The 23,609-nt window shown below is 71.1% G+C and carries 23 protein-coding genes; 11 read left to right on the top strand and 12 right to left on the bottom strand.

Going from position 1 to position 23,609, the window contains the following annotated elements:
- The first annotated feature begins 27 nt into the window (after positions 1-27).
- From IE145_RS17345 to IE145_RS17325, 5 genes are all read left to right on the top strand, one after another.
- Positions 28-225, top strand: a complete 198-nt coding sequence (locus tag IE145_RS17345) for a ribbon-helix-helix protein, CopG family (protein ID WP_032775118.1) — start codon at positions 28-30, stop codon at positions 223-225.
- Positions 225-608, top strand: a complete 384-nt coding sequence (locus IE145_RS17340; RefSeq protein ID WP_189525936.1) for a type II toxin-antitoxin system death-on-curing family toxin — start codon at positions 225-227, stop codon at positions 606-608. The genes IE145_RS17345 and IE145_RS17340 overlap by 1 nt, the downstream gene beginning before the upstream one ends.
- A gap of 156 nt (positions 609-764) precedes the next feature.
- On the top strand, positions 765-2,549 hold the full coding sequence (locus IE145_RS17335) for a DEAD/DEAH box helicase (RefSeq protein ID WP_189525935.1): 1,785 nt from the start codon (positions 765-767) through the stop codon (positions 2,547-2,549).
- Between the two features lie 610 nt (positions 2,550-3,159).
- Positions 3,160-3,804, top strand: a complete 645-nt coding sequence (locus IE145_RS17330) for an IclR family transcriptional regulator (protein WP_030591826.1) — start codon at positions 3,160-3,162, stop codon at positions 3,802-3,804.
- Positions 3,805-3,912: 108 nt separating this feature from the next.
- On the top strand, positions 3,913-4,701 hold the full coding sequence (locus IE145_RS17325) for a S16 family serine protease (RefSeq protein ID WP_189525934.1): 789 nt from the start codon (positions 3,913-3,915) through the stop codon (positions 4,699-4,701).
- Here the strand turns inward: IE145_RS17325 and IE145_RS17320 are convergent.
- The 8 genes from IE145_RS17320 to IE145_RS17285 form a co-directional block, all read right to left on the bottom strand.
- The gene (locus IE145_RS17320; RefSeq protein ID WP_189525933.1) at positions 4,661-5,998 is read right to left on the bottom strand and encodes an MFS transporter; all 1,338 of its coding nucleotides are present in this window, start codon (positions 5,996-5,998) and stop codon (positions 4,661-4,663) included. The two genes, IE145_RS17325 and IE145_RS17320, sit on opposite strands and share 41 nt — an antisense overlap.
- A 21-nt stretch (positions 5,999-6,019) precedes the next feature.
- The gene (locus tag IE145_RS17315; protein ID WP_189525932.1) at positions 6,020-6,220 is read right to left on the bottom strand and encodes a hypothetical protein; all 201 of its coding nucleotides are present in this window, start codon (positions 6,218-6,220) and stop codon (positions 6,020-6,022) included.
- Between the two features lie 46 nt (positions 6,221-6,266).
- Positions 6,267-6,902, bottom strand: coding sequence for a winged helix-turn-helix domain-containing protein (locus tag IE145_RS17310; protein ID WP_189525931.1), 636 nt, complete (start codon positions 6,900-6,902; stop codon positions 6,267-6,269).
- A 76-nt stretch (positions 6,903-6,978) separates the two neighbouring features.
- Positions 6,979-7,953 (bottom strand): glycine betaine ABC transporter substrate-binding protein, encoded by a 975-nt coding sequence (locus tag IE145_RS17305; protein ID WP_189525930.1) that lies wholly within the window; start codon positions 7,951-7,953, stop codon positions 6,979-6,981.
- Positions 7,954-7,994: 41 nt separating this feature from the next.
- A complete protein-coding gene (locus IE145_RS17300) occupies positions 7,995-8,864 on the bottom strand; it encodes an ABC transporter permease (RefSeq protein WP_189525929.1) in 870 nt (289 codons plus the stop codon).
- The gene (locus IE145_RS17295) at positions 8,861-10,132 is read right to left on the bottom strand and encodes a betaine/proline/choline family ABC transporter ATP-binding protein (RefSeq protein WP_189525928.1); all 1,272 of its coding nucleotides are present in this window, start codon (positions 10,130-10,132) and stop codon (positions 8,861-8,863) included. Before IE145_RS17295 ends, IE145_RS17300 begins: the two co-directional genes overlap by 4 nt.
- Positions 10,125-10,772 carry an ABC transporter permease gene (locus tag IE145_RS17290; protein ID WP_189525927.1) on the bottom strand — a complete coding sequence of 216 codons (648 nt, stop codon included), beginning with the start codon at positions 10,770-10,772 and terminating at the stop codon, positions 10,125-10,127. The genes IE145_RS17295 and IE145_RS17290 overlap by 8 nt, the downstream gene beginning before the upstream one ends.
- Positions 10,773-10,830: 58 nt before the next feature.
- On the bottom strand, positions 10,831-11,304 hold the full coding sequence (locus IE145_RS17285; RefSeq protein ID WP_189525926.1) for an Lrp/AsnC family transcriptional regulator: 474 nt from the start codon (positions 11,302-11,304) through the stop codon (positions 10,831-10,833).
- Positions 11,305-11,426: 122 nt separating this feature from the next.
- Between IE145_RS17285 and hppD the strand changes: the two genes are divergently transcribed.
- Positions 11,427-12,572: a 4-hydroxyphenylpyruvate dioxygenase gene (gene hppD, locus IE145_RS17280; protein WP_069738987.1), complete on the top strand. Its 1,146-nt coding sequence runs from the start codon at positions 11,427-11,429 to the stop codon at positions 12,570-12,572.
- Positions 12,573-12,658: 86 nt separating this feature from the next.
- Here the strand turns inward: hppD and IE145_RS17275 are convergent, their stop codons facing one another.
- Positions 12,659-14,332: a tetratricopeptide repeat protein gene (locus IE145_RS17275; protein ID WP_189525925.1), complete on the bottom strand. Its 1,674-nt coding sequence runs from the start codon at positions 14,330-14,332 to the stop codon at positions 12,659-12,661.
- A 97-nt stretch (positions 14,333-14,429) separates the two neighbouring features.
- On the opposite strand from IE145_RS17275, the gene IE145_RS17270 reads away from it, so the two are divergent.
- Positions 14,430-15,797: an FAD-binding oxidoreductase gene (locus IE145_RS17270; protein ID WP_189525924.1), complete on the top strand. Its 1,368-nt coding sequence runs from the start codon at positions 14,430-14,432 to the stop codon at positions 15,795-15,797.
- Between the two features lie 22 nt (positions 15,798-15,819).
- Here IE145_RS17270 and IE145_RS17265 read toward each other — a convergent pair whose 3' ends face one another.
- A complete protein-coding gene (locus tag IE145_RS17265) occupies positions 15,820-16,302 on the bottom strand; it encodes an SsgA family sporulation/cell division regulator (RefSeq protein WP_189525923.1) in 483 nt (160 codons plus the stop codon).
- A 305-nt stretch (positions 16,303-16,607) separates the two neighbouring features.
- On the opposite strand from IE145_RS17265, the gene IE145_RS17260 reads away from it, so the two are divergent.
- On the top strand, positions 16,608-18,254 hold the full coding sequence (locus IE145_RS17260) for an RDD family protein (RefSeq protein ID WP_189525922.1): 1,647 nt from the start codon (positions 16,608-16,610) through the stop codon (positions 18,252-18,254).
- Between the two features lie 153 nt (positions 18,255-18,407).
- The gene (locus IE145_RS17255) at positions 18,408-19,076 is read left to right on the top strand and encodes an RDD family protein (RefSeq protein ID WP_189525921.1); all 669 of its coding nucleotides are present in this window, start codon (positions 18,408-18,410) and stop codon (positions 19,074-19,076) included.
- A 10-nt stretch (positions 19,077-19,086) separates the two neighbouring features.
- Here the strand turns inward: IE145_RS17255 and IE145_RS17250 are convergent, their stop codons facing one another.
- Positions 19,087-19,434: a hypothetical protein gene (locus tag IE145_RS17250; RefSeq protein ID WP_189525920.1), complete on the bottom strand. Its 348-nt coding sequence runs from the start codon at positions 19,432-19,434 to the stop codon at positions 19,087-19,089.
- 428 nt (positions 19,435-19,862) lie between these two features.
- On the opposite strand from IE145_RS17250, the gene IE145_RS17245 reads away from it, so the two are divergent.
- A complete protein-coding gene (locus tag IE145_RS17245; RefSeq protein WP_189525919.1) occupies positions 19,863-22,265 on the top strand; it encodes an immune inhibitor A domain-containing protein in 2,403 nt (800 codons plus the stop codon).
- A 124-nt stretch (positions 22,266-22,389) separates the two neighbouring features.
- The gene (locus IE145_RS17240; RefSeq protein ID WP_189525918.1) at positions 22,390-22,818 is read left to right on the top strand and encodes a hypothetical protein; all 429 of its coding nucleotides are present in this window, start codon (positions 22,390-22,392) and stop codon (positions 22,816-22,818) included.
- Positions 22,819-22,846: 28 nt separating this feature from the next.
- Here IE145_RS17240 and IE145_RS17235 read toward each other — a convergent pair whose 3' ends face one another.
- On the bottom strand, positions 22,847-23,437 hold the full coding sequence (locus IE145_RS17235) for an isochorismatase family protein (protein ID WP_189525917.1): 591 nt from the start codon (positions 23,435-23,437) through the stop codon (positions 22,847-22,849).
- Positions 23,438-23,609 lie beyond the last annotated feature (172 nt).

Here is a 23,609-nt window from a genome sequence, read left to right as displayed (position 1 = left end):
CATGAGTGGTACCTTTTTGGTATGGCTATGAATCTGCGTATACGTGAGGACCAGCAAGAGGCGCTGAAGCTCCGCGCCGAGCAGGAGGGGCGCAGCATGCACGCCATAGTGCTTCAGGCGATCGACCGCTATCTGGAGGTCGAGGCCGACCGGGAATCGGTCCGCCGGCTCGGTGCGAAGTACGCGGTGCGCCACGCCGATCTGCTGCGGAGGCTGGGGGAGTAGTGAAGTATCTGACGGTCCAGGAAGTCCTGGACCTGGCGGAGCTCGCCTGTGGGGGGCAGCAGGTCGCGGTGCGCGACCTGGGGCTGCTCAGCTCGGCGGTCCACCGGCCCCAGTCGCAGATGTTCGGTGTCGAGGCATACACCGAACTCTTCCAGAAGGCCGCCGGGCTGTTGCAGTCGCTGGCTGTGAACCACCCCCTCGTCGACGGCAACAAGCGCATGGCGTGGATGTCCACGGTCGTGTTCCTCGACATCAACGGGACCGACATGGTCGAGGTCGACCAGGACGAGGCGTACAAACTCGTCATCGAGGTGGCCATGGGCAGTCTTGAGGACGTGGACCAGATCGCCGGGCGGCTGAGGGCTCTGCACGACGCGATGTGAGCACGGTCTCGTCCGCCCCCGGTGCGGCCTGTTCGTACGAGTTCTCAACCGGGCCCCCGGTAAGGTGGCCCGGTTGTCGTATCGCGGGCCGGGCCCTTCGGGCCGGGTGCGGTACGGGCAGCGCCCCACGTACCCGAGAGCCCCGAACCGGAGACCGTGACTACTACCACCGCCTCCCACCACCTCTCACCCGCCTTCCCCGGCCGCGCCCCCTGGGGCACCGCCAACAAGCTGCGAGCCTGGCAGCAAGGCGCCATGGAGAGGTACGTCCAGGAGCAGCCGCGCGACTTCCTCGCCGTCGCGACGCCCGGCGCCGGCAAAACCACGTTCGCGCTGACCCTCGCGTCGTGGCTGCTGCACCACCACGTCGTGCAGCAGGTCACCGTCGTCGCCCCGACCGAGCACCTCAAGAAGCAGTGGGCGGAGGCGGCCGCCCGCATAGGGATCAAGCTCGACCCCGACTACAGCGCCGGTCCGCTGAGCAAGGAGTACCACGGGGTCGCCGTGACGTACGCCGGTGTCGGCGTCCGCCCCATGCTCCACCGCAACCGCTGCGAGCAGCGCAAGACGCTCGTCATCCTCGACGAGATCCACCACGCCGGTGACTCCAAGTCCTGGGGGGAGGCCTGCCAGGAGGCGTTCGACCCGGCGACCCGGCGGCTCGCGCTGACCGGTACGCCGTTCCGCTCGGACACCAACCCGATCCCCTTCGTCCAGTACGAGGAGGGGAACGACGGCATCCGCCGCTCCTCGGCCGACTACACCTACGGCTACGGCAACGCGCTGGCCGACGGCGTCGTCCGCCCGGTCATCTTCCTCAGCTACAGCGGCAACATGCGCTGGCGTACGAAGGCGGGCGACGAGATCGCCGCCCGGCTCGGCGAGCCGATGACCAAGGACGCCATCGGCCAGGCCTGGCGCACCGCGCTCGCGCCCACCGGAGAGTGGATCCCCAACGTCCTCGCCGCCGCCGACAAGCGGCTCACCGAGGTCCGCAAGGGCATCCCCGACGCGGGCGGCCTCGTCATCGCCACCGACCAGGAATCGGCCCGCGCGTACGCCAAGATCCTGAAGAAGGTCACCGGGGAGTCCGCGACCGTGGTCCTCTCCGACGAGAAGGCCGCGTCGAAGAAGATCGACCAGTTCAGCGCGGACGAGTCGCGCTGGATGGTCGCGGTCCGGATGGTGTCCGAAGGCGTCGACGTGCCGCGCCTCGCCGTCGGCGTGTACGCGACCACCATCTCGACGCCTCTCTTCTTCGCCCAGGCCGTCGGCCGCTTCGTGCGCTCCCGCCGGCGCGGCGAGACGGCCTCCGTCTTCCTGCCGACCATCCCGATGCTCCTCGACTTCGCCAACGAGATGGAGGTCGAGCGCGACCACGTCCTCGACAAGCCGAAGAAGGGCGGCGACGAGGAGAACCCCTTCTCGGAGGAGGACAAGCTCCTCGCCGACGCCGAGAAGCTGGAGGACGAGGAGACCGAGGACCAGCTGCCCTTCGAGGCCCTGGAGTCCGACGCCGTCTTCGACCGGGTGCTGTACGACGGTGCCGAATTCGGCATGCAGGCCCACCCGGGCAGTGAGGAGGAGCAGGACTACCTCGGCATCCCGGGGCTCCTGGAGCCCGACCAGGTGCAGCTCCTCCTCCAGAAGCGGCAGAGCCGGCAGATCGCGCACAGCCGCCAGAAGCCGGCCGAGGAGGCCGACCTCCTGGAGAAGCCCGCCGAGGCCCGGCCCGTGGTCACGCACAAGCAGCTGCTGAGCCTGCGCAAACAGCTCAACACGATGGTCTCCGCCTACACCCACCAGAGCGGCAAGCCGCACGGCGTGATCCACAACGAACTGCGCCGCGTCTGCGGCGGCCCGCCGAGCGCGGAGGCCACCGCCCACCAGATCCAGACGCGCATCGCGAAGGTCCAGGAGTGGGCGACGCGGATGACATGACCCCGCAGCCGTTCCTTCCCGGCGTCCGCGTGGGTCCCGTTGGCCCCGGCGTCCGCGTGGGTCCCGTCGGCCCCGGCGTCCGAGTCGGTCCCGCCGGTCCCGTCGGCCCCGGCGTCCGAGTCGGTTCCGCCGGTCCCGTCGGTCCCGTCGGCCCGTGCGGAGGTTCCAACCTCCGCACGGGCCGACGGCGTTACCGGCTCTCCCCGTGGGCGTAGGGCCACGTTTCCGGGCCTCGTTCCCGGGAAATTTCTCCGGTGTCCGTTCACGCGCAGTTAACGCCGGTTCACATCCGTGGACGCGTCGACCCGGCGAAGTCGTGACACGTGAACGCGCGTAGATGTTCGCTTTCCGGACGCCGTCCCGCTGACTGGCCCTTATGCGTGGGCCGTTTCGGGGCCCCGCGTCCGGAGACCGGATTCTGGACGAGGACTTCCGCTGAGCGGACCGGCTCGCTACTGTCCCCGCCATATGAACGCCCCGTGGCAACGCCGCCGCGGAGCGCAGCCGGTGCCTTGCCAGACCGGCGGCCTCTCCGTGCGTCGCCGCTGGGACCGGCGTCGCAACCGTCGGAGCAGGCCGTCGTCGCTCACCCCGAAGAGGAGAGGGCGTCGTGACAGCGGAGACCTCCCAGACGCTCGACCGAGGACTGCGCGTCCTCAAACTGCTCGCCGACACCGACCACGGCCTGACCGTGACCGAGCTGTCCAACAAGCTCGGTGTCAACCGGACCGTCGTCTACCGGCTGCTCGCCACGCTGGAGCAGCACGCCCTGGTACGCCGCGACCTGGGCGGTCGCGCCCGGGTCGGCCTCGGTGTGCTGCGGCTCGGCAGACAAGTGCACCCGCTCGTCCGGGAAGCGGCGCTGCCCGCGCTGCGTTCCCTGGCCGAGGACATAGGGGCCACCGCCCACCTCACGCTCGTCGACGGCAGCGACGCCCTCGCGGTCGCCGTGGTCGAGCCCACGTGGACCGACTACCACGTCGCCTACCGGGCGGGCTTCCGCCATCCCCTGGACCGGGGCGCCGCGGGCCGGGCCATCCTGTCCGCCCGGCAGGCCACGGAGTCCGGCCACCCCGGCTACACCCTCACCCACGGCGAACTCGAAGCCGGCGCCAGCGGGGCGGCCGCGCCCCTCGTCGGGGTCTCGGGCGTCGAGGGCAGCGTCGGTGTTGTCATGCTTGCCGACGCCGTACCGGAACGGGTCGGGCCGCGCGTGCTCGACGCCGCCCGGGAAGTGGCGGACGCGCTGCGGTAGGCGCGTAGCCGTCCCCCTCCGGTGGGTGGACGCGTACGCGTCGGGGCGTGCGCCGGGCGGCGCACGCCTGGCGCTTTCCCGTTCCGGCGCGGCGGTTAGATTGGGTGCGTGCTCTCTCGTCTCTCGCGCCCCCGCGTCCTCGCCCTCTGCGCACTCCCCGTCCTCGCCCTGTTCGGTACGGCGGCCCTCGCGCCGCTGCCGTTCACCCTGGCGCGGCCCGGGGTGACCGCGGACGTGCTCGGCAAGGACGACGGACGGCCGGTGATCACCATCACCGGGGCCGAGACCCGGCCCACCGACGGGCAGCTGCGGATGACGACGATCCTCGCCACCGGGCCGAAGGCGGACGTCCGCATCGGCGAGGTCTTCGACAGCTGGTTCCGGACCGACCGGGCGGTCATGCCGCGCGACGCCGTCTACCCCACCGGCGGCTCCGAGAAGGAGATCGAGAAGCACAACCTCGACGACATGAAGGAGTCGCAGAACGTCGCCGTCGACGCCGCCCTGGACTACCTGGACCGCGAGCCCGGGTCGATGCGGGTGGACGTGGACCTCGGCGACATCGGCGGTCCGAGCGCCGGGCTCTTCCTCTCCCTCGGCATCATCGACAAGCTCGACGGCAACGGCTCCGGCGGCGGCCTCACCGGCGGCCGCACCATCGCCGGTACGGGGACGATCACCGCGGACGGCAGGGTCGGCGCGGTCGGCGGTGTGTCGATGAAGGTCCAGGGCGCCCACCGCGACGGCGCGAGCGTCTTCCTCGTACCGAAGGCCGAGTGCGGTCAGGCGGAGGCCGAGGCGCCCGAGGGGCTGCGGATCGTGCCCGTCTCCACGCTCAAGGACGCGGTCGGCTCGCTCAAGGCCCTGGAGTCGGGCGGGAAGGTGCCGAGCTGCTGACCGGTGCCGGTGCCAGGGCCGGTTCCGACGGTACGGGCTGCGGCCAGGGCGCCTTCTGTACGGCGCCCGCCCCCGGAGCGTCGTCCAGCGTCCGCCAGGACGGGAACACCAGCGGGCTCAGCGTCGCCAGGAAGTAGACCCCGCCCATCGCCAGCAGCGCCCCCGTCGCCCCCGCGCCCTCCACCAGCAGCCCGGCCGCGAGCCCGCCCACCGGCATCGCGAACTCGCAGCCCGCTGTCAGCGCCCCCGACACCCGGCTGCGCAGCCGGTCGGGTACACGCTCGTAGATGACCGTCGTCAGGATCGGGTTCAGCACGCCGCCCGCGATCCCGCCGAGCAGCATCGTCACCGCGAGCGGCAGCGTCGTCCCGGTCACCGCGGCGACCAGGAACCTCGGCGCTCCGCACAGGATCACGCACACCGTGAACACCGCCCGGCGCGGGAAGCGGTGCCCCACCGCCCCGTACAGCAGCGCCCCGGTCAGGCCGCCCGCCCCGAACAGCGCGGTGAGCAGTCCGATCGCGGGTGCGCCGCTCAGCTCGCCCTCGGCGTGCACCGGGAGCAGGACCGCGTTCCACCCCTGGTCGGTGCCGTTCATGAACATCACCATCACCACGACCGCCAGCAGCAGCCGGTTGCCGAGCACGTGGGCGTAGCCCTCGCGGAGTTCGGTGCCGTAGGCGCGCAGCGAGACCGGGGCGTCGGCCTTCCGCGGTTCGGCCGCGCGCACGCCCCGTACCCCCGCGGCGATCAGCAGGGCCGACAGCCCGAAGGTCGCCGCGTCGAGCAGCAGGACCGTCTCCGCGCCGACGAAGGCGATGAGGACCCCGGCGAGGGCCGCGCCGACCATCCGGGCGCCGCGCGAGACCGCGTCGAAGAGGCTGGCGGCCCGGGGGAGCGTGGTTCCGGCGTGCTCGGCCAGGTCCGGGATCAGGACGTAGCGCGCGGTGTTGCCCGGGGTGTGGGCGAACCCGTTGAGCGCCATGAGCCCGCACAGCATCCAGAAGTCGAGGGCGCCGGCGAAGTGCAGCAGCGGGATCGCTGCGACGGCGGCCGCGCAGACGGCGTCGGACACGACGGCCGTCCGGCGGCGGCCGAACCGGTCGATGACCGGTCCGCCGATCAGCGCGGCGACGACGATGGGCAGGGTGGCGCAGAAGGCGACGACCCCGGCCCGGCCCGCGCTTCCGGTGGTCTCCAGGACGAACCAGGGGACGCCGATCAGGGTCAGTGACGTGCCTGCGGTGGAGATGGAGTTGGCCGCGAGCGTGGCGGCGAGCGGGGCGCGGTTCCCCATGGTTTCCCCCGGAGTCGGTGGTTACGCCGGACCGAAGGCGGCAGCGCGAGGCGCGGGCGCGGCCGTCTCCCGGCTCTGGGCCGTCAGCCGCAGGCCCACCTTCACCAGGGTCCAGCCGACCCGGGTGCGCAGGCTGGTGCGGGGGAGGCGGAACTCGCCTGCCTTGGAGCGGAGTTCGGCCGACTCGGCCGCATGCAGGAGGTGGTGGACGTCGGCGTCCATAACGGGCTTCCCTTCGGGTGGTGGGGAGGTGCGGTGTGCGGCGCGGTCATTCGGAGGGGCGCGGGAACGTGTGCAGATGGGTGCGGACGACGGCCGAGCCCTCGGTGTCCTCGGGGACGACGTCGCGGTAGCTCTCCACCACCGCGTGGAGCTTCGTGGACAGCTCCAGCGCGAGTTCCGGGGTGAGGCGGATCTTGAAGTCGCTCAGGTCCCAGCTCCGCTGCCACTCCTCCGACCAGTCGCCCACCGTGCCCAGCCAGGTGTTCAGCTCCTGGGCGTGGACGGTGGCCGTCTCGTGCAGGACGAAGTCGATGGCCCCGCGCACCTCCGGGTCGGCGTGCGTCTTGAAGTCCGCGGCGTTGAACATCGAGCCGTCGTGCACCGACCGCCACCAGCGCTCACGGCCCTTGCCCAGCTCCGGGGCGTCCTCGACCATGCCGCTCTCCGCCAGCTGGCGCAGGTGGTAGCTGGTCGCTCCGCTGGACTCGCCCAGCCGCTCGCCGAGCTTGGAGGCGGTGGCCGGGCCGAACTCCCGCAGTGTGTTCAGTAGTCGGAGCCGTAGAGGGTGCGCGACCGCGCGCAGGGTGCGGGAGTCGACGTTGTGGATCCTCCGGTCGGTGCCGTCGTGGCGGTGGGGGCGAGGGGCGTTCTCGCCGTGAGAGGCGTTCTCGTTCTCCGTCATGCTTCGACAGTAGAGATGCAAAGAGTCCTTTGCAAGACTTTTTTGCAACAAGATCTTTGCAACGGTTCTTTGTAACTCAGCCCTCCTCGATGAACCCCTCCTCCACCAGCCACTCCTTCGCCACCTCGTGCGGATCCTCGCCGTCCACGTCCACCTTGGCGTTCAGCGTCTGCGCGACCTCGGTCGTCAGCTTCTTCGCGAGCGGGTCCAGCAGCTCCGCGATCACCGGGTACTCCTCGAAGGTGGCCTCGTGGACGACCGGGGAGGCGTTGTAGTTGGGGAAGAAGTGCTTGTCGTCCTCCAGGACGTCCAGGTTCATGGCCTTGATCCGGCCGTCCGTGGTGAAGACCTCGCCCAGCAGGCAGGAGCTGGACTCGGACACCTGGGTGTAGATGATCCCGGCGTCCATCTTCTGGATGTTGGCTGCCGGGATACTCATCCCGTACTTCTTCTCCATGCCCGGCAGCCCGTCGTCGCGCGAGGCGAACTCGTTCTCCACGCAGATCGTCACCGCGCCCGGGTCCTTCTTCGCGAGGGCGGCCACGTCCGAGAGGGTCTTGAGTCTGTACTTCGCGTTGTTCTTCTTGCTGATCGCCAGCGCGTACGTGTTGTCGAGCGGGGCCGGCGGCAGCCAGATCACGCCGTTGCCCTTGTCCTCGTCCCGTACCGCCTCGTACTGCTTCTCCGGGTCGACGATCGGGTCCGCGTGGCCCAGGAAGGTGATCCAGCCGGTGCCCGTGTAGTCCCACTGGACATCGGCGTCGCCGTTGATGATGGCCTCGCGCGCGCTGATCGATCCCGGCAGGTTCGTCCGGTCCAGGACCTCGGCCCCGGCGGCCTTGAGGATCAGGCCGGTCATCTGGCCCAGGATGATGTTCTCGCTGAAGTTCTTCGACGTCACCGTCAGTGTTGCGCCCTTCAGCGGCTCGCCCTGCCCGACCGAGCCCGGCGACACGTCGTCCACCATCGGCGAACCGCTCTTCAGCCCGCAGCCGCCCAGCAGCAGCACCGGCACCACCATCAGCAGCAGTCTCCCCCTCGTCCCTCTCATCCCCCTCGTCGTCCTCGTCCCCCTCGTCGTCCTCGTCCTCATCACCGCTCCTCCAGCCCGCGCGGCGTCAGCGCCAGTTCCGCCAGCGAGGCCAGCCAGTCCACCAGCAGCGCCAGCACCACCGTCAGCACCGAGCCGATGATCAGCACCGGCATCCGCTGGGTCTGGATCCCCGACGTGATCAGGTCGCCGAGCCCGCCGCCTCCGCCGAAGGTGGCCAGCGTCGCCGTGCCCACGTTCAGGACCAGGGCCGTACGGACGCCCGCCAGGATCAGCGGCACCGCGAGCGGCAGCTCCACCTTCAGCAGGACGCCCCGCCCCGACATCCCCATCCCGCGCGCCGCCTCGATCATGTTCGGCTCGATCGCCCGCAGGCCCGCCACCGTGTTGGAGAGCACCGGCAGCACCGCGTAGATCACGATGCCGATGATCGCCGTGCGCGGCCCGATGCCCAGCCAGATCACCAGCAGCGCCAGCAGACCGATCGCCGGGGTCGCCTGCCCGATGTTCGCCAGTGCCGTGAACGCCGGGGCCGCCTTCCGCAGCCGCCGCCGGGTCAGCGCGATACCGAGCGGGATCGCGATGATCAGCACCCAGAACGTCGAGATCGCCGTCAGCCGAACGTGCTGCCACCAGCGCAGTTGCACATTTCCGCCGGAGAGGGAGTTCTCCGCGATCGAGTCCAGGTGGATGTTGGTGATCCAGACGTACGTGATCACCAGGATGACGGCCAGCACCGCCGGCAGGACCACCAGCTTCCGCCAGGTGATCCGGCGCTCCGGCGCGGCCGGGGCGGGGGAGGGGTCGCTCTCCTCGTCGTGGAACGCGTGGCCCTTGACGTCGTGTTCGCCCGGCGGCCGGGTCGCGGCCGCCGGACCCTTGCCCGATCCGGACCGATGACTGGGGCTCATACTCCGCCGCCACCCCCCTCCAGCTCCTGCTCCGTCTGGTGGACGCGCCGCTCCTCCAGCTCGTGCTGGTGCTCCATCGCGGTCAGCCGGTCCGCTTCCAGCAGCTCCTGCACGTTGTCCATCAGCGTCTTCATGTCGACGACCCCGATGAACTCGCCGCGCCGCCCGGTCACCGCCACCCGGCCCCCGCTGTCCGTGAGCACCGCCTCCAGCGCGTCGTGCAGCGTGGCGTCCCGGGTCACCGTGTCGTGCACCAGCTGCCCGGCCCGCGCCAGCGAACCGCGCGCCCGCATCAGGTCGCCGCGCCGCAGCCACTTGTACGGGCGGCTGCGGCGATCCAGCATCAGCAGCTCGTTGTGCGGGCCGTTGCGCAGCTTGTTGAAGATCGTCTGGAGCGGGTCCTCGACCGTCACCGTCGGGAAGTCCGCGATGCCCACGTCCCGTACACGGGTGAGGTTGAGGCGTTTGAGGGCCGCGCCCGCGCCGACGAAACCGGAGACGAAGTCGTCCGTCGGGTTGGTGAGGATCGCCTCGGGGGTGTCGAACTGCGCGATGTGCGACCGCTCCCGCAGCACCGCGATCCGGTCGCCCAGCTTGATCGCCTCGTCGAAGTCATGGGTGACGAACACGATCGTCTTGTGCAGCTCGTGCTGGAGCCGGATCAGCTCGTCCTGGAGGTGGTCGCGGGTGATCGGGTCGACCGCCCCGAACGGCTCGTCCATCAGGAGGACCGGAGGGTCGGCGGCCAGCGCCCGCGCCACGCCCACCCGCTGCTGCTGCCCGCCGGAGAGCTGGCGCGGATAGCGGCCGTGGAACTCGCGCGGGTCCAGGCCCACCAGGTCGAGCATCTCCTCCACCCGGTCCTTCACCCGGGACTTCGACCAGCCGACCATCTTCGGCACCAGGGCGATGTTGTCCGCGACCGTCATGTGCGGGAAGAGCCCGGAGGACTGGATGGCGTAACCGATCTTGCGGCGCAGCTTCACCGGGTCGATGTCCGTGACGTCCTCGTCGCCGATCCGGATCCGGCCCGAGGTCGGCTCGATCAGCCGGTTGATCATCTTCAGGGTGGTGGACTTCCCGCAGCCGGACGGGCCGACGAAGATCACCGTCTCGCCCGCCTTGATCTCCATGGAGACGTTGTCGACGGCCGGGTTCGGGTTGCCCGGGTACCTCTTGGTGAGGTTCTCCAGCTGGATGGTGGCCCCGGAGGCGGCCGCGGGCCCCTCCTCCGTCGTGACGGCCGGGTCGGTCTCGGTCTCAGGCACGGATCCCCCTCGGGATGGTCAGCCGTCCCAGCAGGACGTACGCGGCGTCGAAGAGCAGAGCGAGGATCACGATGCCGAGCGTGCCCGCGAGGACCTGGTTGATCGCGTTGGCGCTGCCCAGCGAGGCGATCCCCCGGAAGATCTCGTTGCCGAGGCCGGGCCCGGAGGCGTACGCGGCGATCGCGGCGATACCCATCAGCATCTGCGTGGAGACCCGGATCCCGGTCAGGATCGGCGGCCAGGCGAGCGGCAGCTCCACCCGGCACAGCCGCGCCGTACGCGACATCCCGATGCCCGTCGCCGCGTCGACCAGTGACGGATCGACGCCCCGCAGCCCGACGATGGAGTTCCGGACGATCGGCAGCAGCCCGTACAGCGTCAGCGTGATCACGGTCGGCGCGACACCGAGGCCGACCAGCGGGATCAGCAGACCGATCGCGGCGAGGGACGGAATGGTCAGGATCGTCGCCGTGGAGGTGATGGCCAGCGAGCCGCCCCAGCCGCTGCGATAGCTCACCACCCCGATGACCACACCCAGCACGGTGGCGATGACCATGCACTGGAAAACCGCGCTGACGTGCTGGAACGCATCCGTGAGGAGTTGCTGGTGGCGGGTGGTCAGATACTCCCAGAAGCTCACACGGCACTCCCTCGGCTCCGTCGATGTCGGCTCCGTCGACGTCGACGGGCCCTCCGGCTCAGCCGGTGTCCGCGGCCGCCTGCTCCACCAGCGGGATGATCCGCAGCGGAACCGGGTTCTCCATGACGATCGCCGTGGAGGCCCGGACGATGCCATCAAATCCGACAACCCGGTCGATCACTCGCTGAAGATCGGCGTTGGAACGGGCGACGAGCCGGCAGAGCATGTCCCCGTGACCGGTGGTCGTGTGCAGCTCCAGCACCTCCGGTACGCCGCCCAAATGCGCCCGCACGTCAGCTCCTTGGCCCTGTTTGATCTCCAGCGTGGCGAACGCGGTGACCGGATAGCCGAGCGCCGCCGGATCCACGTCGGGGCCGAACCCCCGGATGACGCCATTCGACTGAAGACGGTCCAGCCGCGCCTGCACGGTCCCGCGCGCCACCCCCAGCCGCCGGGATGCTTCGAGGACGCCTATGCGCGGCTCACGTGCGAGCAGCACGATGAGCCGGCCGTCCAGATGATCGATCGCCATGGGCCCGCCTCCGGTGGTCAGCCTGTACAGATAGCCCGGCCATCATGGCCATTCACTGCACATATTGACCAGTGATAGCGCGAACTATTGCGCACCTTGCGATGCGGGGAGAGCCTTCGAACATGACTGAGACTCTGCACACCAGCCCCGACACCGCAGCGCAGGCCGACCGCTTCCCGGTCAAGGGAATGGACGCGGTCGTCTTCGCCGTGGGCAACGCCAAGCAGGCCGCGCACTACTACTCGACCGCCTTCGGCATGAAGCTCGTGGCCTACTCCGGACCGGAGAACGGCAGCCGCGAGACCGCGAGTTACGTCCTGACCAACGGCTCCGCCCGCTTCGTCCTCACCTCCGTGATCAAGGCCTCCACCGAGTGGGGCACCTTCCTCGCCGACCACGTCGCCGCGCACGGCGACGGAGTCGTCGACCTCGCCATCGAGGTCCCGGACGCCCGGGCCGCGTACGCTTACGCCGTCGAGCGCGGCGCGCGCGGCATCACCGAGCCGCACGAGGTCAAGGACGAGCACGGCACGGTCGTCCTCGCCGCCATCGCCACGTACGGCAAGACCCGCCACACCCTGGTGGAGCGCTCCGGCTACGACGGCCCCTACCTCCCCGGCTTCGTCGCGGCCAAGCCGATCGTCGAGCCGCCCGCCAAGCGCACCTTCCAGGCGATCGACCACTGCGTCGGCAACGTCGAGCTCGGCCGGATGAACGAGTGGGTCGGCTTCTACAACGAGGTCATGGGCTTCACCAACATGAAGGAGTTCGTCGGCGACGACATCGCCACCGAGTACTCCGCGCTCATGTCGAAGGTCGTCGCCGACGGCACGCTCAAGGTCAAGTTCCCGATCAACGAGCCGGCGATCGCGAAGAAGAAGTCGCAGATCGACGAGTACCTGGAGTTCTACGGCGGCGCGGGCGTCCAGCACATCGCGCTCGCCACCAACGACATCGTCTCCACGGTCCGCTCGATGCGCGCCGCCGGTGTGCAGTTCCTGGACACCCCCGACTCGTACTACGACACCCTCGGCGAGTGGGCCGGCGAGACCCGGGTGCCGGTCGAGACCCTGCGCGAGCTGAAGATCCTCGTCGACCGCGACGAGGACGGCTACCTGCTGCAGATCTTCACCAAGCCGGTCCAGGACCGGCCGACCGTCTTCTTCGAGATGATCGAACGCCACGGCTCCATGGGCTTCGGCAAGGGCAACTTCAAGGCCCTGTTCGAGGCGATCGAGCGCGAGCAGGAGAAGCGCGGCAACCTCTGATCCGCGCCTCCGGGTGCGAAAACGCCGCCGTGGTCCGAGGCAGTACCTCGGACCACGGCGGAGTCCGTCGTTCCCGGGCCTCCGCTTCAGGGACTCTTCGACACCGAGGGAGACGCGGAGGGCGACCCGGTGGGCGACGGGGACGTCGACGGGGCGGCCGCTGCCTTCGACGGCGCCGGGGCCGGGGCCTCCGGCTTCTTCTCCTGCTCCGGCTCCCGCTCCGGCTGCGGCTCCCGCTTCGGCTCGGGGGACGGCGGCGGGGGCGGGGGCGGCTGCCGCGTCTCGCCCGGTCCGCCCGGCGGCGGCTCGCCCAGCGCGTCCAGCGCCTGGCGCGCCAGCGGCGCGGCGAGCGGCGAGAAGGCCGGGTTGGTGCGCACGGCCAGCTCCAGATTCCGGCGCGCCGGACCGTAGTCCGCCAGCGCCCGCTGGATCACGCCGAGGTGGTACGCGTACGAGGCGTTCCGCACGCCCGTGTCGGCGGCCCGATGCGCGTACTCCAGGCCCTCCTCGGACTTCCCCGCCCGGTGCAGCGCCCAGCCCAGCGCGTCCGCCACCGCCGCACTGCGGTGCTGCCCCCGCCACTGGGCCCGCAGCAGTTCCACCGCCGCCTCCGGGTCCCCGTGGTCCGCCTCGAACCGGGCCAGCACCAGGGACTCGTCGACCCCGTCCTTCGCCGCCGCGGCCACCATCTTCCGCAGCTTCGCGTACTGGGTGCGGGCGTCCCCGTCGAGCCCCAGCGACGCGTACAGCTCGCCCAGCTCCAGCGCGTACTCCGGGCGCGGAAGCTGTTCCAGCGCCCGCTGGTACGCGGCCAGCGCCTCGTCGGTGCGGTCCAGCGCCACCAGGGCCCGGGCCCGGCCCGCCAGCGAGGCGTGGTGAGCGGAGTCCGTGCGCAGCGCCGCGTCGAACTGCGCCACCGCCTCCTCCGGCTCGCCCCGCTCCCAGGCCAGCTCGCCGAGCCGGTGCAGCGCCTCGGCCTTCTCGGCCGGCCGCGTCGCCCGGTCGGCCGCCTCCCGGGCGGTGGCCAGCGCGTCCTCGCGCCAGCCCTGGCCCCGGTAGAGGTCGGCGGTGCGGGCCAGCGCGGGGACCCCCTTGCGCAGCTCGCCGAACTTCTCCGTCGCCGCGGTCGCCGCCTTCCGGTCGCCGAGCCCGGTGTAGGCATCGATGAGGACCGGGTACACGCTCCAGGTCTTCGGCTGCTGCTGCTTCACCGTCTCGCCCCACCGCTTCGCGGCGAGGAAGTCGTGCCGGGCGTTGGCCAGGGCGGCGAGACCCACCCACGCCTGTCCGTTCCCGCGCTCGCCCGGCTGTGCCTCCAGCGAACGCTTCAGGACCTCTTCGGCGCGGGTGAAGTACGCCGTGTCCGCCGAGCGCCGCGCCCACTCCACGTACGCCGTACCGAGCGCGGCCAGGGACGGGGCGTCCTTCGGATGGGACTCCACCCACTTCTGCCGGTCCCCGATCAGCGCGGTGAGGTCCGAGAGCGAAGCCGGGGACCCGGCGGTCGCCGCCGCCTCGGCCCGCTCGACCGGGCCCGGCTCCTTCGGCCGCTCGTCCCCGTCGTCCACCGCCACCAGCGCCCCGGCCAGCAGCACCCCGGCCGCCACCGCGCCGAACGCGGCCCGGCGCAGCGTCGTCCGCAGCGTGGGCGGCGGCGGGGGCAGCGCGGTGGCGCCTTCGGCGGGCGGCGCGTAAGGGTCCTCGGCGGACGGCTCGGGCGGCTGGCGGGACTCCGGGCCCTGCTGCGGCATGACATCCATGGCCATCACTCTGCGTCAGTCATACGAGCACACCGCGCCTTGGGATCGCCCCCGCTCACGGGTTCACACCATTGGCCCCGGGTGACACGCTTGGATCATGAGCGATCTCCTCGAACGGCTGCGCGCGGGACTGCCTCCCGAGGCGCTGATCACCGATCCGGACGTCACCGCGTCCTACGCCCACGACATGGCGGGCTTCTGCGAGGCCGGCACCCCGGCCGTCGTCGTACTCCCGCGCACGGTCGAGCAGGTCCAGCACGTCATGCGCACCGCCACCGCGCTGCGCGTCCCCGTCGTCCCGCAGGGCGCTCGTACCGGCCTGTCCGGCGCGGCCAACGCCTCGGACGGCTGCATCGTGCTCTCCCTGGTGAAGATGGACCGGATCCTGGAGATCAGCCCGGTCGACCGGATCGCCGTCGTCGAACCGGGCGTCGTCAACGCGGTGCTCTCACGCGCGGTGAACGAACACGGTCTGTACTACCCGCCGGACCCCTCCAGCTGGGAGACGTGCACCATCGGCGGCAACATCGGCACCGCGTCCGGTGGCCTGTGCTGCGTGAAGTACGGAGTAACCGCCGAGTACGTACTGGGCCTGGAGGTCGTCCTCGCCGACGGGCGGCTCCTGACCACCGGCCGCCGCACCGCCAAGGGCGTCGCCGGATACGACCTGACCCGGCTCTTCGTCGGCTCCGAGGGCAGCCTCGGGATCGTCGTCAAGGCCGTCCTCGCGCTCAAACCCCAGCCGCCCCAGCAGCTCGTCCTCGCCGCCGAGTTCCCCTCCGCGGCCGCCGCCTGTGACGCTGTGTGCCGAATCATGGAGCGCGGTCACACCCCGTCACTCCTCGAACTGATGGACCGTACGACCGTGCGTGCCGTCAACGCGATGGCGTCCATGGGGCTGCCCGAGACCACCGAGGCACTCCTCCTCTGCGCCTTCGACACCCCGGACCCGCTCGCCGATCTCGCCGCCGTCGGAGAGCTCTGCGCCGCCGCCGGGGCCACCGAAGTGGTCCCCGCCGATAACCCGGCCGAGTCCGAACTCCTCCTCCAGGCCCGCAGGATGTCGCTCACCGCGCTGGAGACCGTCAAGTCCGCCACGATGATCGACGACGTCTGCGTACCGCGCTCGCAGCTCGGCGCGATGCTCGCGGGCACGGCGGCCATCGCCGAGGAGTACGGCCTCACCATCGGCGTCTGCGCCCACGCGGGCGACGGCAACACCCACCCCGTCGTCTGCTTCGACCACCACGACCCCGACGAGTCCCGCCGGGCCCGCGCGTCCTTCGACGCCATCATGGCGCTCGGTCTCGAACTCGGCGGAACCATCACCGGCGAACACGGCGTCGGAGTCCTCAAGAAGGAGTGGCTCGCCCGCGAACTGGGGGAGACCGGCGTCGAACTGCAGCGCTCCATCAAGGCCGCCTTCGACCCGCTCGGTCTCCTCAACCCCGGCAAGCTCTTCTGATCCCCGCCTCTCGCGGAGCCCCTCACGCCTCACCGTCCTGGGACGGCGACTCGTCCGCCGCCCACGGGTCGCTCAGCCACAGGTCGTCGGCCGGCAGCGGGGCCAGCAGCTCCGCCAGCGCCTCGTCCATCCCGAGCCGGTCGCCCTCGGTGCCCGGCGGCACCACCCGCAGGGTCCGCTCCACCCAGGCGGCCACGGCGGCCGAGGACACCTCCAGCAGGGCGTTGCCGTCGGGGGAGGTGAGGGCCACGCAGATGACGCTGCGGCCCGCGACCTTCGTCGGCCAGATCCGCACGTCCCCGTGCCCGCACGGCCGGAACACACCCTCCACCAGCAGCTCCCGGGCGAACGTCCAGTGCACGGGGGACTCGGAGCCGATGTGGAAGGCGATGTGCACGGCGTACGGGTCGTTCGTCCGGTACGTCAGCCGGGCGGGTACCGGGATGGACCGCTCGGGGGACAGGACCAGCTTCAGCTCCAGCTCACGTTCCACGATGCTCATCATCGAAATCCACGACCTTCCGGTGCTCATGGGCCGGTCCCGTGACCGTCCCGCACAAGGAGAGAGCGCCCTCCCCGCCACCTATTACGCGACTTCCGGAAAAAACTTCGGCCGGTTTCCGAAGCCGTCCCGAACCCGTCGCGGACCCGGCCCGAAACCCGTCTCGAAACCCGTCTCGAAAGGGGGCCCGAACAGGTGGACCGGCCCGGGGGCGGGCGGCTGTCTGATAGATGTGGACCCTTGTATTGAGGCCGTCCGCCCGCCAGGCGGGGACGGCCTGAGGCCTCGAAGAGATACGGGACCCGCTGATGAGCGCGCCAACTCCGGCACCCGGTGACGAAAGCCCCCGTGAGGGCTACTACCCCGACCCCTCCATCCCCGGCTACGTCCGGTACTGGAACGGCGCTTCCTGGGTCCCCGGTACGAGCCGCCCCGCGCCCCCGCAGACCGGACCGGACGCGACCGCCCCCGCCCCGGCGGCCGGTGCGCGGACCGCGCCCGTGGAGGAGACCGGCCCGATCTTCTTCGACGAGGAGGACGGCCTCCAGGACGGCGCGGGGGGTTCGCCGGGCTCCGGCACGTCCGCCCCGGACCGGGCGGCGGGGGCCGCTGACGGAGCGTCGGTCTGGCAGGCGGACGCCGCACGCCAGAGCGGGTTCGGCGGCGAACGGGACCGCCGGGTCGAGTGGGGCGGACCGGCACAGGAGCCCGCGAGCGCCACCCCCGGACGCCCGTCGCCACCGGCCGACCCGAGGGCGCCGCTGTCCCAGGACCCGACCGGCGGCGCGCTGCCGGGGATGCGGGAGAGCGGCGGCCGGACCGCCGAGGGGGCCGGGGTGCGCCCGCCGACGGACGGGACGGTCACGATCCGCGCGGTGGGCCCCGGGACGAACGCGGTACGGGGCGGCGCCCCCGGGACCGGCACCCCCGGGACCGGCACTGCCGCAGCCGGTGACGTACAGCCCGGTCTTCCCGCACCGTCGAACGCCGTTACGCCCCAAGGGCCGCAGGGCGTCAGCGCGGCGCCGGACAGCCTCGCGCCGGCCCCGGCACCCCGGGCCCTCCCGGCCCAGGCCCAGGCACCGCAGACCCAGCAGCCGACGCCCCGGCCGGCACCGGCCCAGCAGGCACCGGCACCGGCCCAGCAGGCCCAGCCCGCACAACCGCCCCACCGGGCCCAGCCGTCGTCCCCCGCGCCCGCCCCGGCCCCCGCTCTCGGCCCCGTAGCCACGCCGTCCCCCGACCCCGCGCCGCCGGCGGCCCTGCACACGCCCCTCACGCCCGGTCCGGGCGGCGGCTCGGCCTCCTGGGCGCAGCAGGTCCACCAACTCGCCCAGCCCGAACCGCGACAACAGCTGCCCCACCAGCACCAGGGAGCCGCAGCGGGACCGGGAGTCGGCGCGGACCAGCCCGTCGTGCCGTGGAAGCCGCCGGTCGACGACCCCTTCCAGCAACTCGCCCGCAACCAGGCCTCCGCCCGCCCCGCCGGGCTCGGCAAGCGGTTCGCCGCCCGGCTCGTCGACAACCTCGTGCTCGGCGCGGTCGTCGGGGCGGTGGCCGTCCCGCTGTCGGCCCGGGCGCTCGACCACATCGACCGGAAGATCACCGCGGCGAAGGAGACGGGGGAGACCGTCACCGTCTGGCTGCTGGACTCCACCACCGGGGCCCTGCTGGGCGCGCTGCTCGCCGCGTTCCTGCTCCTCGGCTTCCTCCTGGAGGCCCTGCCGACGGCCAAGTGGGGCCGGACCCTGGGCAAGAAGCTGTTCGGGCTCGACGTACGGGACATCGAGTCCCATGACACCCCGTCCCTGGGAGCGGCCCTGCGCCGCTGGCTCGTCTACGGCGTGCTGGGGCTGCTCGTCCTCGGTGTGGTCAACGTCCTGTGGTGCCTGTTCGACCGCCCGTGGCGCCAGTGCTGGCACGACAAGGCCGCCCGTACGTTCGTGGCGGGCTGAGCGGGACCGGCGAAACGCGGGCCACCCGCCCGTTTATCGGAAGAACGGGCCGGGCGGGTGGCGACATGCCGGTCTGGACTCGTATGCCTTCCCGCGTCCCCCGAAAGCACCTGAGCCGTTGCGAGCCCCGGTGGTGAGGGATGCACTGCCCCCATGAGCAACGACCAGCCGACGCCCGGCCAGCCGCCCGAGGACGACGATCCGTTCCTCAAGAAGCCGCAGGAGCCCCCGCCGCCGTCCGACGGTCAGCCCTACGGCAGCGCTCCGCCGCCCCCTCCGCCTCCGCCCCCGCCGAACGATCCGTACGGCAGTGGCGGCGGGTTCGGGGCGCCCGACCCGCTCGCCGGGATGCCGCCGCTCGGCGAGCCGGGGAAGCGGATCCTGGCGCGGCTCATCGACTTCCTCATCATCTCGATCCCGCTGTACCTGATCTCGCTGCCCTGGGGCGGCGCGGTCGACGTCAACGGGGACGGCGACGACGGTTTCGGTGACGCGGTCGCCGGCGGGTACAGCGGGCACCAGTTGCTCTGGTCGATCATCGGTCTGGTCGTCTACGTCGCGTACGACACCTACTTCACCCACAAGGACGGCCGCACGCTGGGCAAGCGGCTGCTGAAGCTGCGCGTGGCGATGCTCAACGACGGGCGGGTGCCGGACACCGGGGCCGCGCTGATGCGGGCGGTGGTGCTGTGGGCCCCGGCGCTGCTGTGCTGCCCGTGCCTGTGGTGGCTGATCAACATCGTGCTGATGTTCACCGACAAGCCCTACCGGCAGGGGCTCCAGGACAAGGCGGCCAAGACGGTCGTCGTCGTGGCCCGTTAGAGGCCGAGGTTCAGCGGCGCAGCGAGTGCTCGTCGGCCCGCGCGGACGAACGGGCCGCCGGATGCGCGGACGAGCGCGCCGCCGGCACCCGCTCGCGGGCCCCGAAGCCCTCCCCGGCGTGGTGCGTTCGGGCGGCTGCGGAGGTCCGGTCGGTCGCGGTCCGCCCGGTCCCTTCCGCCGTCCGGTGGCCGGGGTGCGGCAGGCGTACGGCGACCAGGAGGCCGAGAACCAGCGCGGTCGTGCCGACGGCGGCCACCCCCACGCCGGACTCCGTGCGGAACAGCAGCAGCAGGGCGAGCGTCGTTGCGACGACGGTGGCCGAACCGTAGGCGAACTGTGCGGCAGTCGGACGCGGCATGACGGTTTCCGTCCTCGGGACGTCGGATGGGCGGGCGGTGTTCGGCGCGGTCGTGCGCGCCGAACGACCCTACGACGGTGGATGCCCGACCCGGACCGGTAGTAAGCGTGACCTAACACACGGTACCGGTGCACAGGGGGCGCACGGAGTCACGGCTCTCACCAACCGGACGGTGGGGCGCGCCCGTTGGAACGCCCGGCCGGAGGGATCCGGGCCGGTCGCCGTTCCTTTGCCGTTCCCATGCCCTTCTCATACCGTCCGTATACCGGAAGAGCGCTCCGCATAGTGCACTTGGTCTGTTCAAGTCAAGGTCTGTCTTTTCTCTCATAACTTCGATCGAATGTCGTCACTTGTGACGCGTTTGCGCGCGCGGCCCTCTTCATACCCCCCTGGCCGCTGCGCGGGACGCCCGGGGAGGACTGCTTCAAGTGACCAATCAGAGACAGGCGCTTCGCGCCGCCGCCGTTGTCGTGGCCATGGCCGCGACCGCTGCGACGGCGTCGACCTTCGCCACCGCCCAGGCGCATGACAGCGCATCAGGTTCCGGTGTCTCCACCGTCGACCGCCGTGACCCGGCGCCGGCCAAGGGGCATGTGGAGCACGACCTGGAGGGCCCCTTCAGCGAGCAGCAGGCCGCCCAGCGCGAGGCCGCGCTGGAGCAGGTGCTGGCCGGGGACAAGAAGGTGGCGAACCGGAGCGGCTCCAAGGTCGTCAAGCTCGGCGACAAGAAGTACGTGGAGCTCGGCCGGGAGAAGACCGACAAGATCTTCACCATCCTGCTGGAGTTCGGCGACCAGGTCGACGACACCACGATGTACGACCCGGACGGCGACGGCCCCAAGCCGCCCGTCAAGAAGTACGGCGGCGCGCCGGGCCCGGCGCACAACAAGATCGCCGAGCCGGACCCGGAGAAGGACAACAGCACCGCCTGGAAGTCCGACTACAACCGGGAGCACTTCCAGGAGCTCTACTTCGGCGAGGGCAAGGGCGTCCACTCGCTCAAGACCTACTACGAGAAGACCTCCTCGGGCCGCTACTCGGTCGAGGGTGAGGTCTCCGACTGGGTCAAGGTCCCGTACAACGAGGCCCGTTACGGCTCCAACTACTGCGGCCAGTCCAACTGCGCCAACGTGTGGGACGCGGTCCGCGACGGCGTGAACGCCTGGGTCGCCGACCAGCAGGCCAAGGGCCGCACCGACGCCGAGATCAAGGCGAACCTCGCCGAGTACGACGAGTGGGACCGCTACGACTTCGACGGCGACGGCAACTTCAACGAGCCCGACGGCTACATCGACCACTTCCAGCTGGTCCACGCCGGTGAGGACGAGTCGGCCGGCGGCGGCGCCGAGGGCACCAACGCCATCTGGGCGCACCGCTGGTACGCGTACGGCACCAACGCCGGTTCGACCGGCCCGGCGAACAACAAGGCCGGTGGCGCCCAGATCGGCGACACGGGCATCTGGGTCGGCGACTACACCGTCCAGCCCGAGAACGGCGGCCTGGGCGTCTTCGCCCACGAGTACGCCCACGACCTCGGTCTGCCGGACCTGTACGACACCTCCGGCGGCGGCGAGAACTCGGTCGGCTTCTGGTCCCTGATGTCGGCGGGCTCCTGGCTCGGCACCGGCAAGGGCGAGATCGGCGACCTGCCCGGCGACATGACCTCGTGGGACAAGCTCCAGCTCGGCTGGCTCGACTACGACAAGGCCAAGGCCGGCAAGACCTCGCTGCACAAGCTGGGCGTCTCGGAGTACAACACCAAGAACCCGCAGGCGCTCGTCGTCGAGCTGCCGGAGAAGGCCGTCACCACCACCGTCGTCAAGCCCGCCGAGGGCTCGAAGCAGTGGTGGAGCGACATGGGCGACGACCTGTCGAACACCCTGACCCGCTCGGTCGACCTGACCGGCAAGTCCAAGGCCACGCTTGACCTTTCGGGCTGGTACGACATCGAGGCCGACTACGACTACCTCTACACCGAGGTGTCCGACAACGGCGGCACCAGCTGGACCGCGCTCGACGGCACCGCCGACGGCAAGGCCATCCCGCGCGACGCCAGTGACAAGCCGGCGCTGACCGACGTCTCGGGCGACCACAAGAAGCTCTCCTTCTCGCTGGACGCCTACGCGGGCAAGAAGGTCGACCTCCGCTTCCGCTACCAGACGGACGGCGGCGCGGGCGGCAAGGGCTTCGCGGCCGACGCCATCACCATCACGGCCGACGGCGCCGAGCTCTTCGCGGACAACGCCGAGGGCGACGACAACGGCTGGACCGCCAAGGGCTTCTCGCGGATCGGCGAGTCCTTCACCCAGGACTACCCGCAGTACTACATCGCGGAGAACCGCCAGTACGTCTCCTACGACGAGACGCTGAAGGTCGGCCCGTACAACTTCGGCTTCTCCACCACGCGTCCGGACTGGGTCGAGCACTACGCGTACCAGAACGGTCTGCTGGTCTGGCTCTGGGACACCTCCCAGAAGGACAACAACACCTCGGTCCACCCGGGCCAGGGTCTGATCCTGCCGATCGACGCGCACGCCAAGCCGCTCAAGTGGAAGGACGGCTCGCTCCTGCGCAACAAGATCCAGCCGTTCGACGCCCCGTTCAGCTGGTACCCGAACAAGGGCTTCACGCTCCACAACGCGGACGTGCCGCTGTACATCAAGCCCAGCCTGGGCAACCCGGTCTTCGACGACCGCAAGGGCACCTACTGGTACAAGGAGAACCCGACGGGCAGTGTCAAGGTTTCTGACACGAACACCCGCATCTCCATCGTCCACGAGCCCCTCAACGGCCGGACGATGACCGTCCTGGTCAGCCCCTCGGGTCGCTGATCAAGTAGAACCGCAGGTCAAACCATGATCGGCCGTCGCCCTCTAGCGGGCGGCGGCCGATCGTGTTTAGGTGCGTCTTGTTCACATCCTTATTGACACGACGTCTCACGGGGGAGCGTGGAGCATGGCAGGCGGAGGTTTCTGCAGGTTGCCGAACGGCACGGTGGTGGTCGCCCTGACCCTCACCAGACCGGCCGACGGCACAGGTCCGGGCAGCGGTACGGAAGCCGGGCCCGGAGCCCCGGTACGGGTGCTGGTGCACGCGGTGAACCGGGCGCGCGCCCTGACCAGGCTGCGCAATCTGGGGCTGCGGGCGGTCTATCTGCGCGGCAACGACCGGCCGCCGACGCCGGACGAGGTCACGGCCGTACTGCACCATCCGGACGGTCTGCTGTGGCGGGCCGCGCCGCGGCCCGACGGGGCCGGTGCCCGGCCGCCGGGGCTGGGGCACCAGGCGTCCGCGCCGGTGTCCTCGTGCCAGGAGCTGTGGCACCCGATCCGGGCGCTGCTGGGCCCCTCCGGGTACCCGGGACCGGCCCGCCCGGCCGCTTAGCGGCCGAGGACCTGTCCCGGGGGCCGGTCTACGACGCGACGACGGGCGTGCCGGAGAGCTTCACGCCCGCCGTACGCAGCTCCGCCAGGGCCCGTTCCGTGGTGGCCCCCGAGACGCCCGCGGTCAGATCGAGCAGTACGTGCGTGACGAAGCCCTCACGGGCCGCGTCCAGCGCGGTGGCCCGGACGCAGTGGTCGGTGGCGATGCCGACGACGTCGACCTCGGTGACCTCACGGTCGCGCAGCCACTGGGCGAGGCCGGTCCCGTTCTCGTCGGAGCCCTCGAACCCGCTGTACGCGGCCGAGTACGCCCCCTTGTCGAACACCGTGTCGATGGCACCGGAGGCGACGGCGGGCGCGAAGTTCGGGTGGAAGCCGACGCCCTCCGTACCGGCGACGCAGTGCACCGGCCAGGAGTCGACGTAGTCCGGGTCGGGCGAGAAGTGGCCGCCCGGGTCGATGTGGTGGTCGCGGGTGGCGACGACGTGGCGGTAGGCGGGCTGGGCGTCACCGATCAGGTCGGTGATGGCGGCGGCGACGTCGGCACCGCCCGCCACCGCGAGGCTGCCGCCCTCGCAGAAGTCGTTCTGAACGTCCACGACGATCAATGCGCGGTGCATGGCGGTGTCCTTCGGTGGGGGCGTGAGCGGGGTGGGGAGGGGACGGGGATCGAGCGGGGGTCCGGCGGCCCCGGGGTGCCGGGGCCTCCGGGAGGGTGCCGGGGGTTCGAGCCTAGGCACTGGAACGTCACAATCAAGCCCCGTCCGCGAAACCCCCGGTTGCGGACCGGCC

Source organism: Streptomyces sindenensis, assembly GCF_014649035.1.
In the GTDB taxonomy this organism is placed as follows: domain Bacteria; phylum Actinomycetota; class Actinomycetes; order Streptomycetales; family Streptomycetaceae; genus Streptomyces; species Streptomyces sindenensis.
This window is presented reverse-complemented; position numbering and strand designations above follow the sequence as displayed.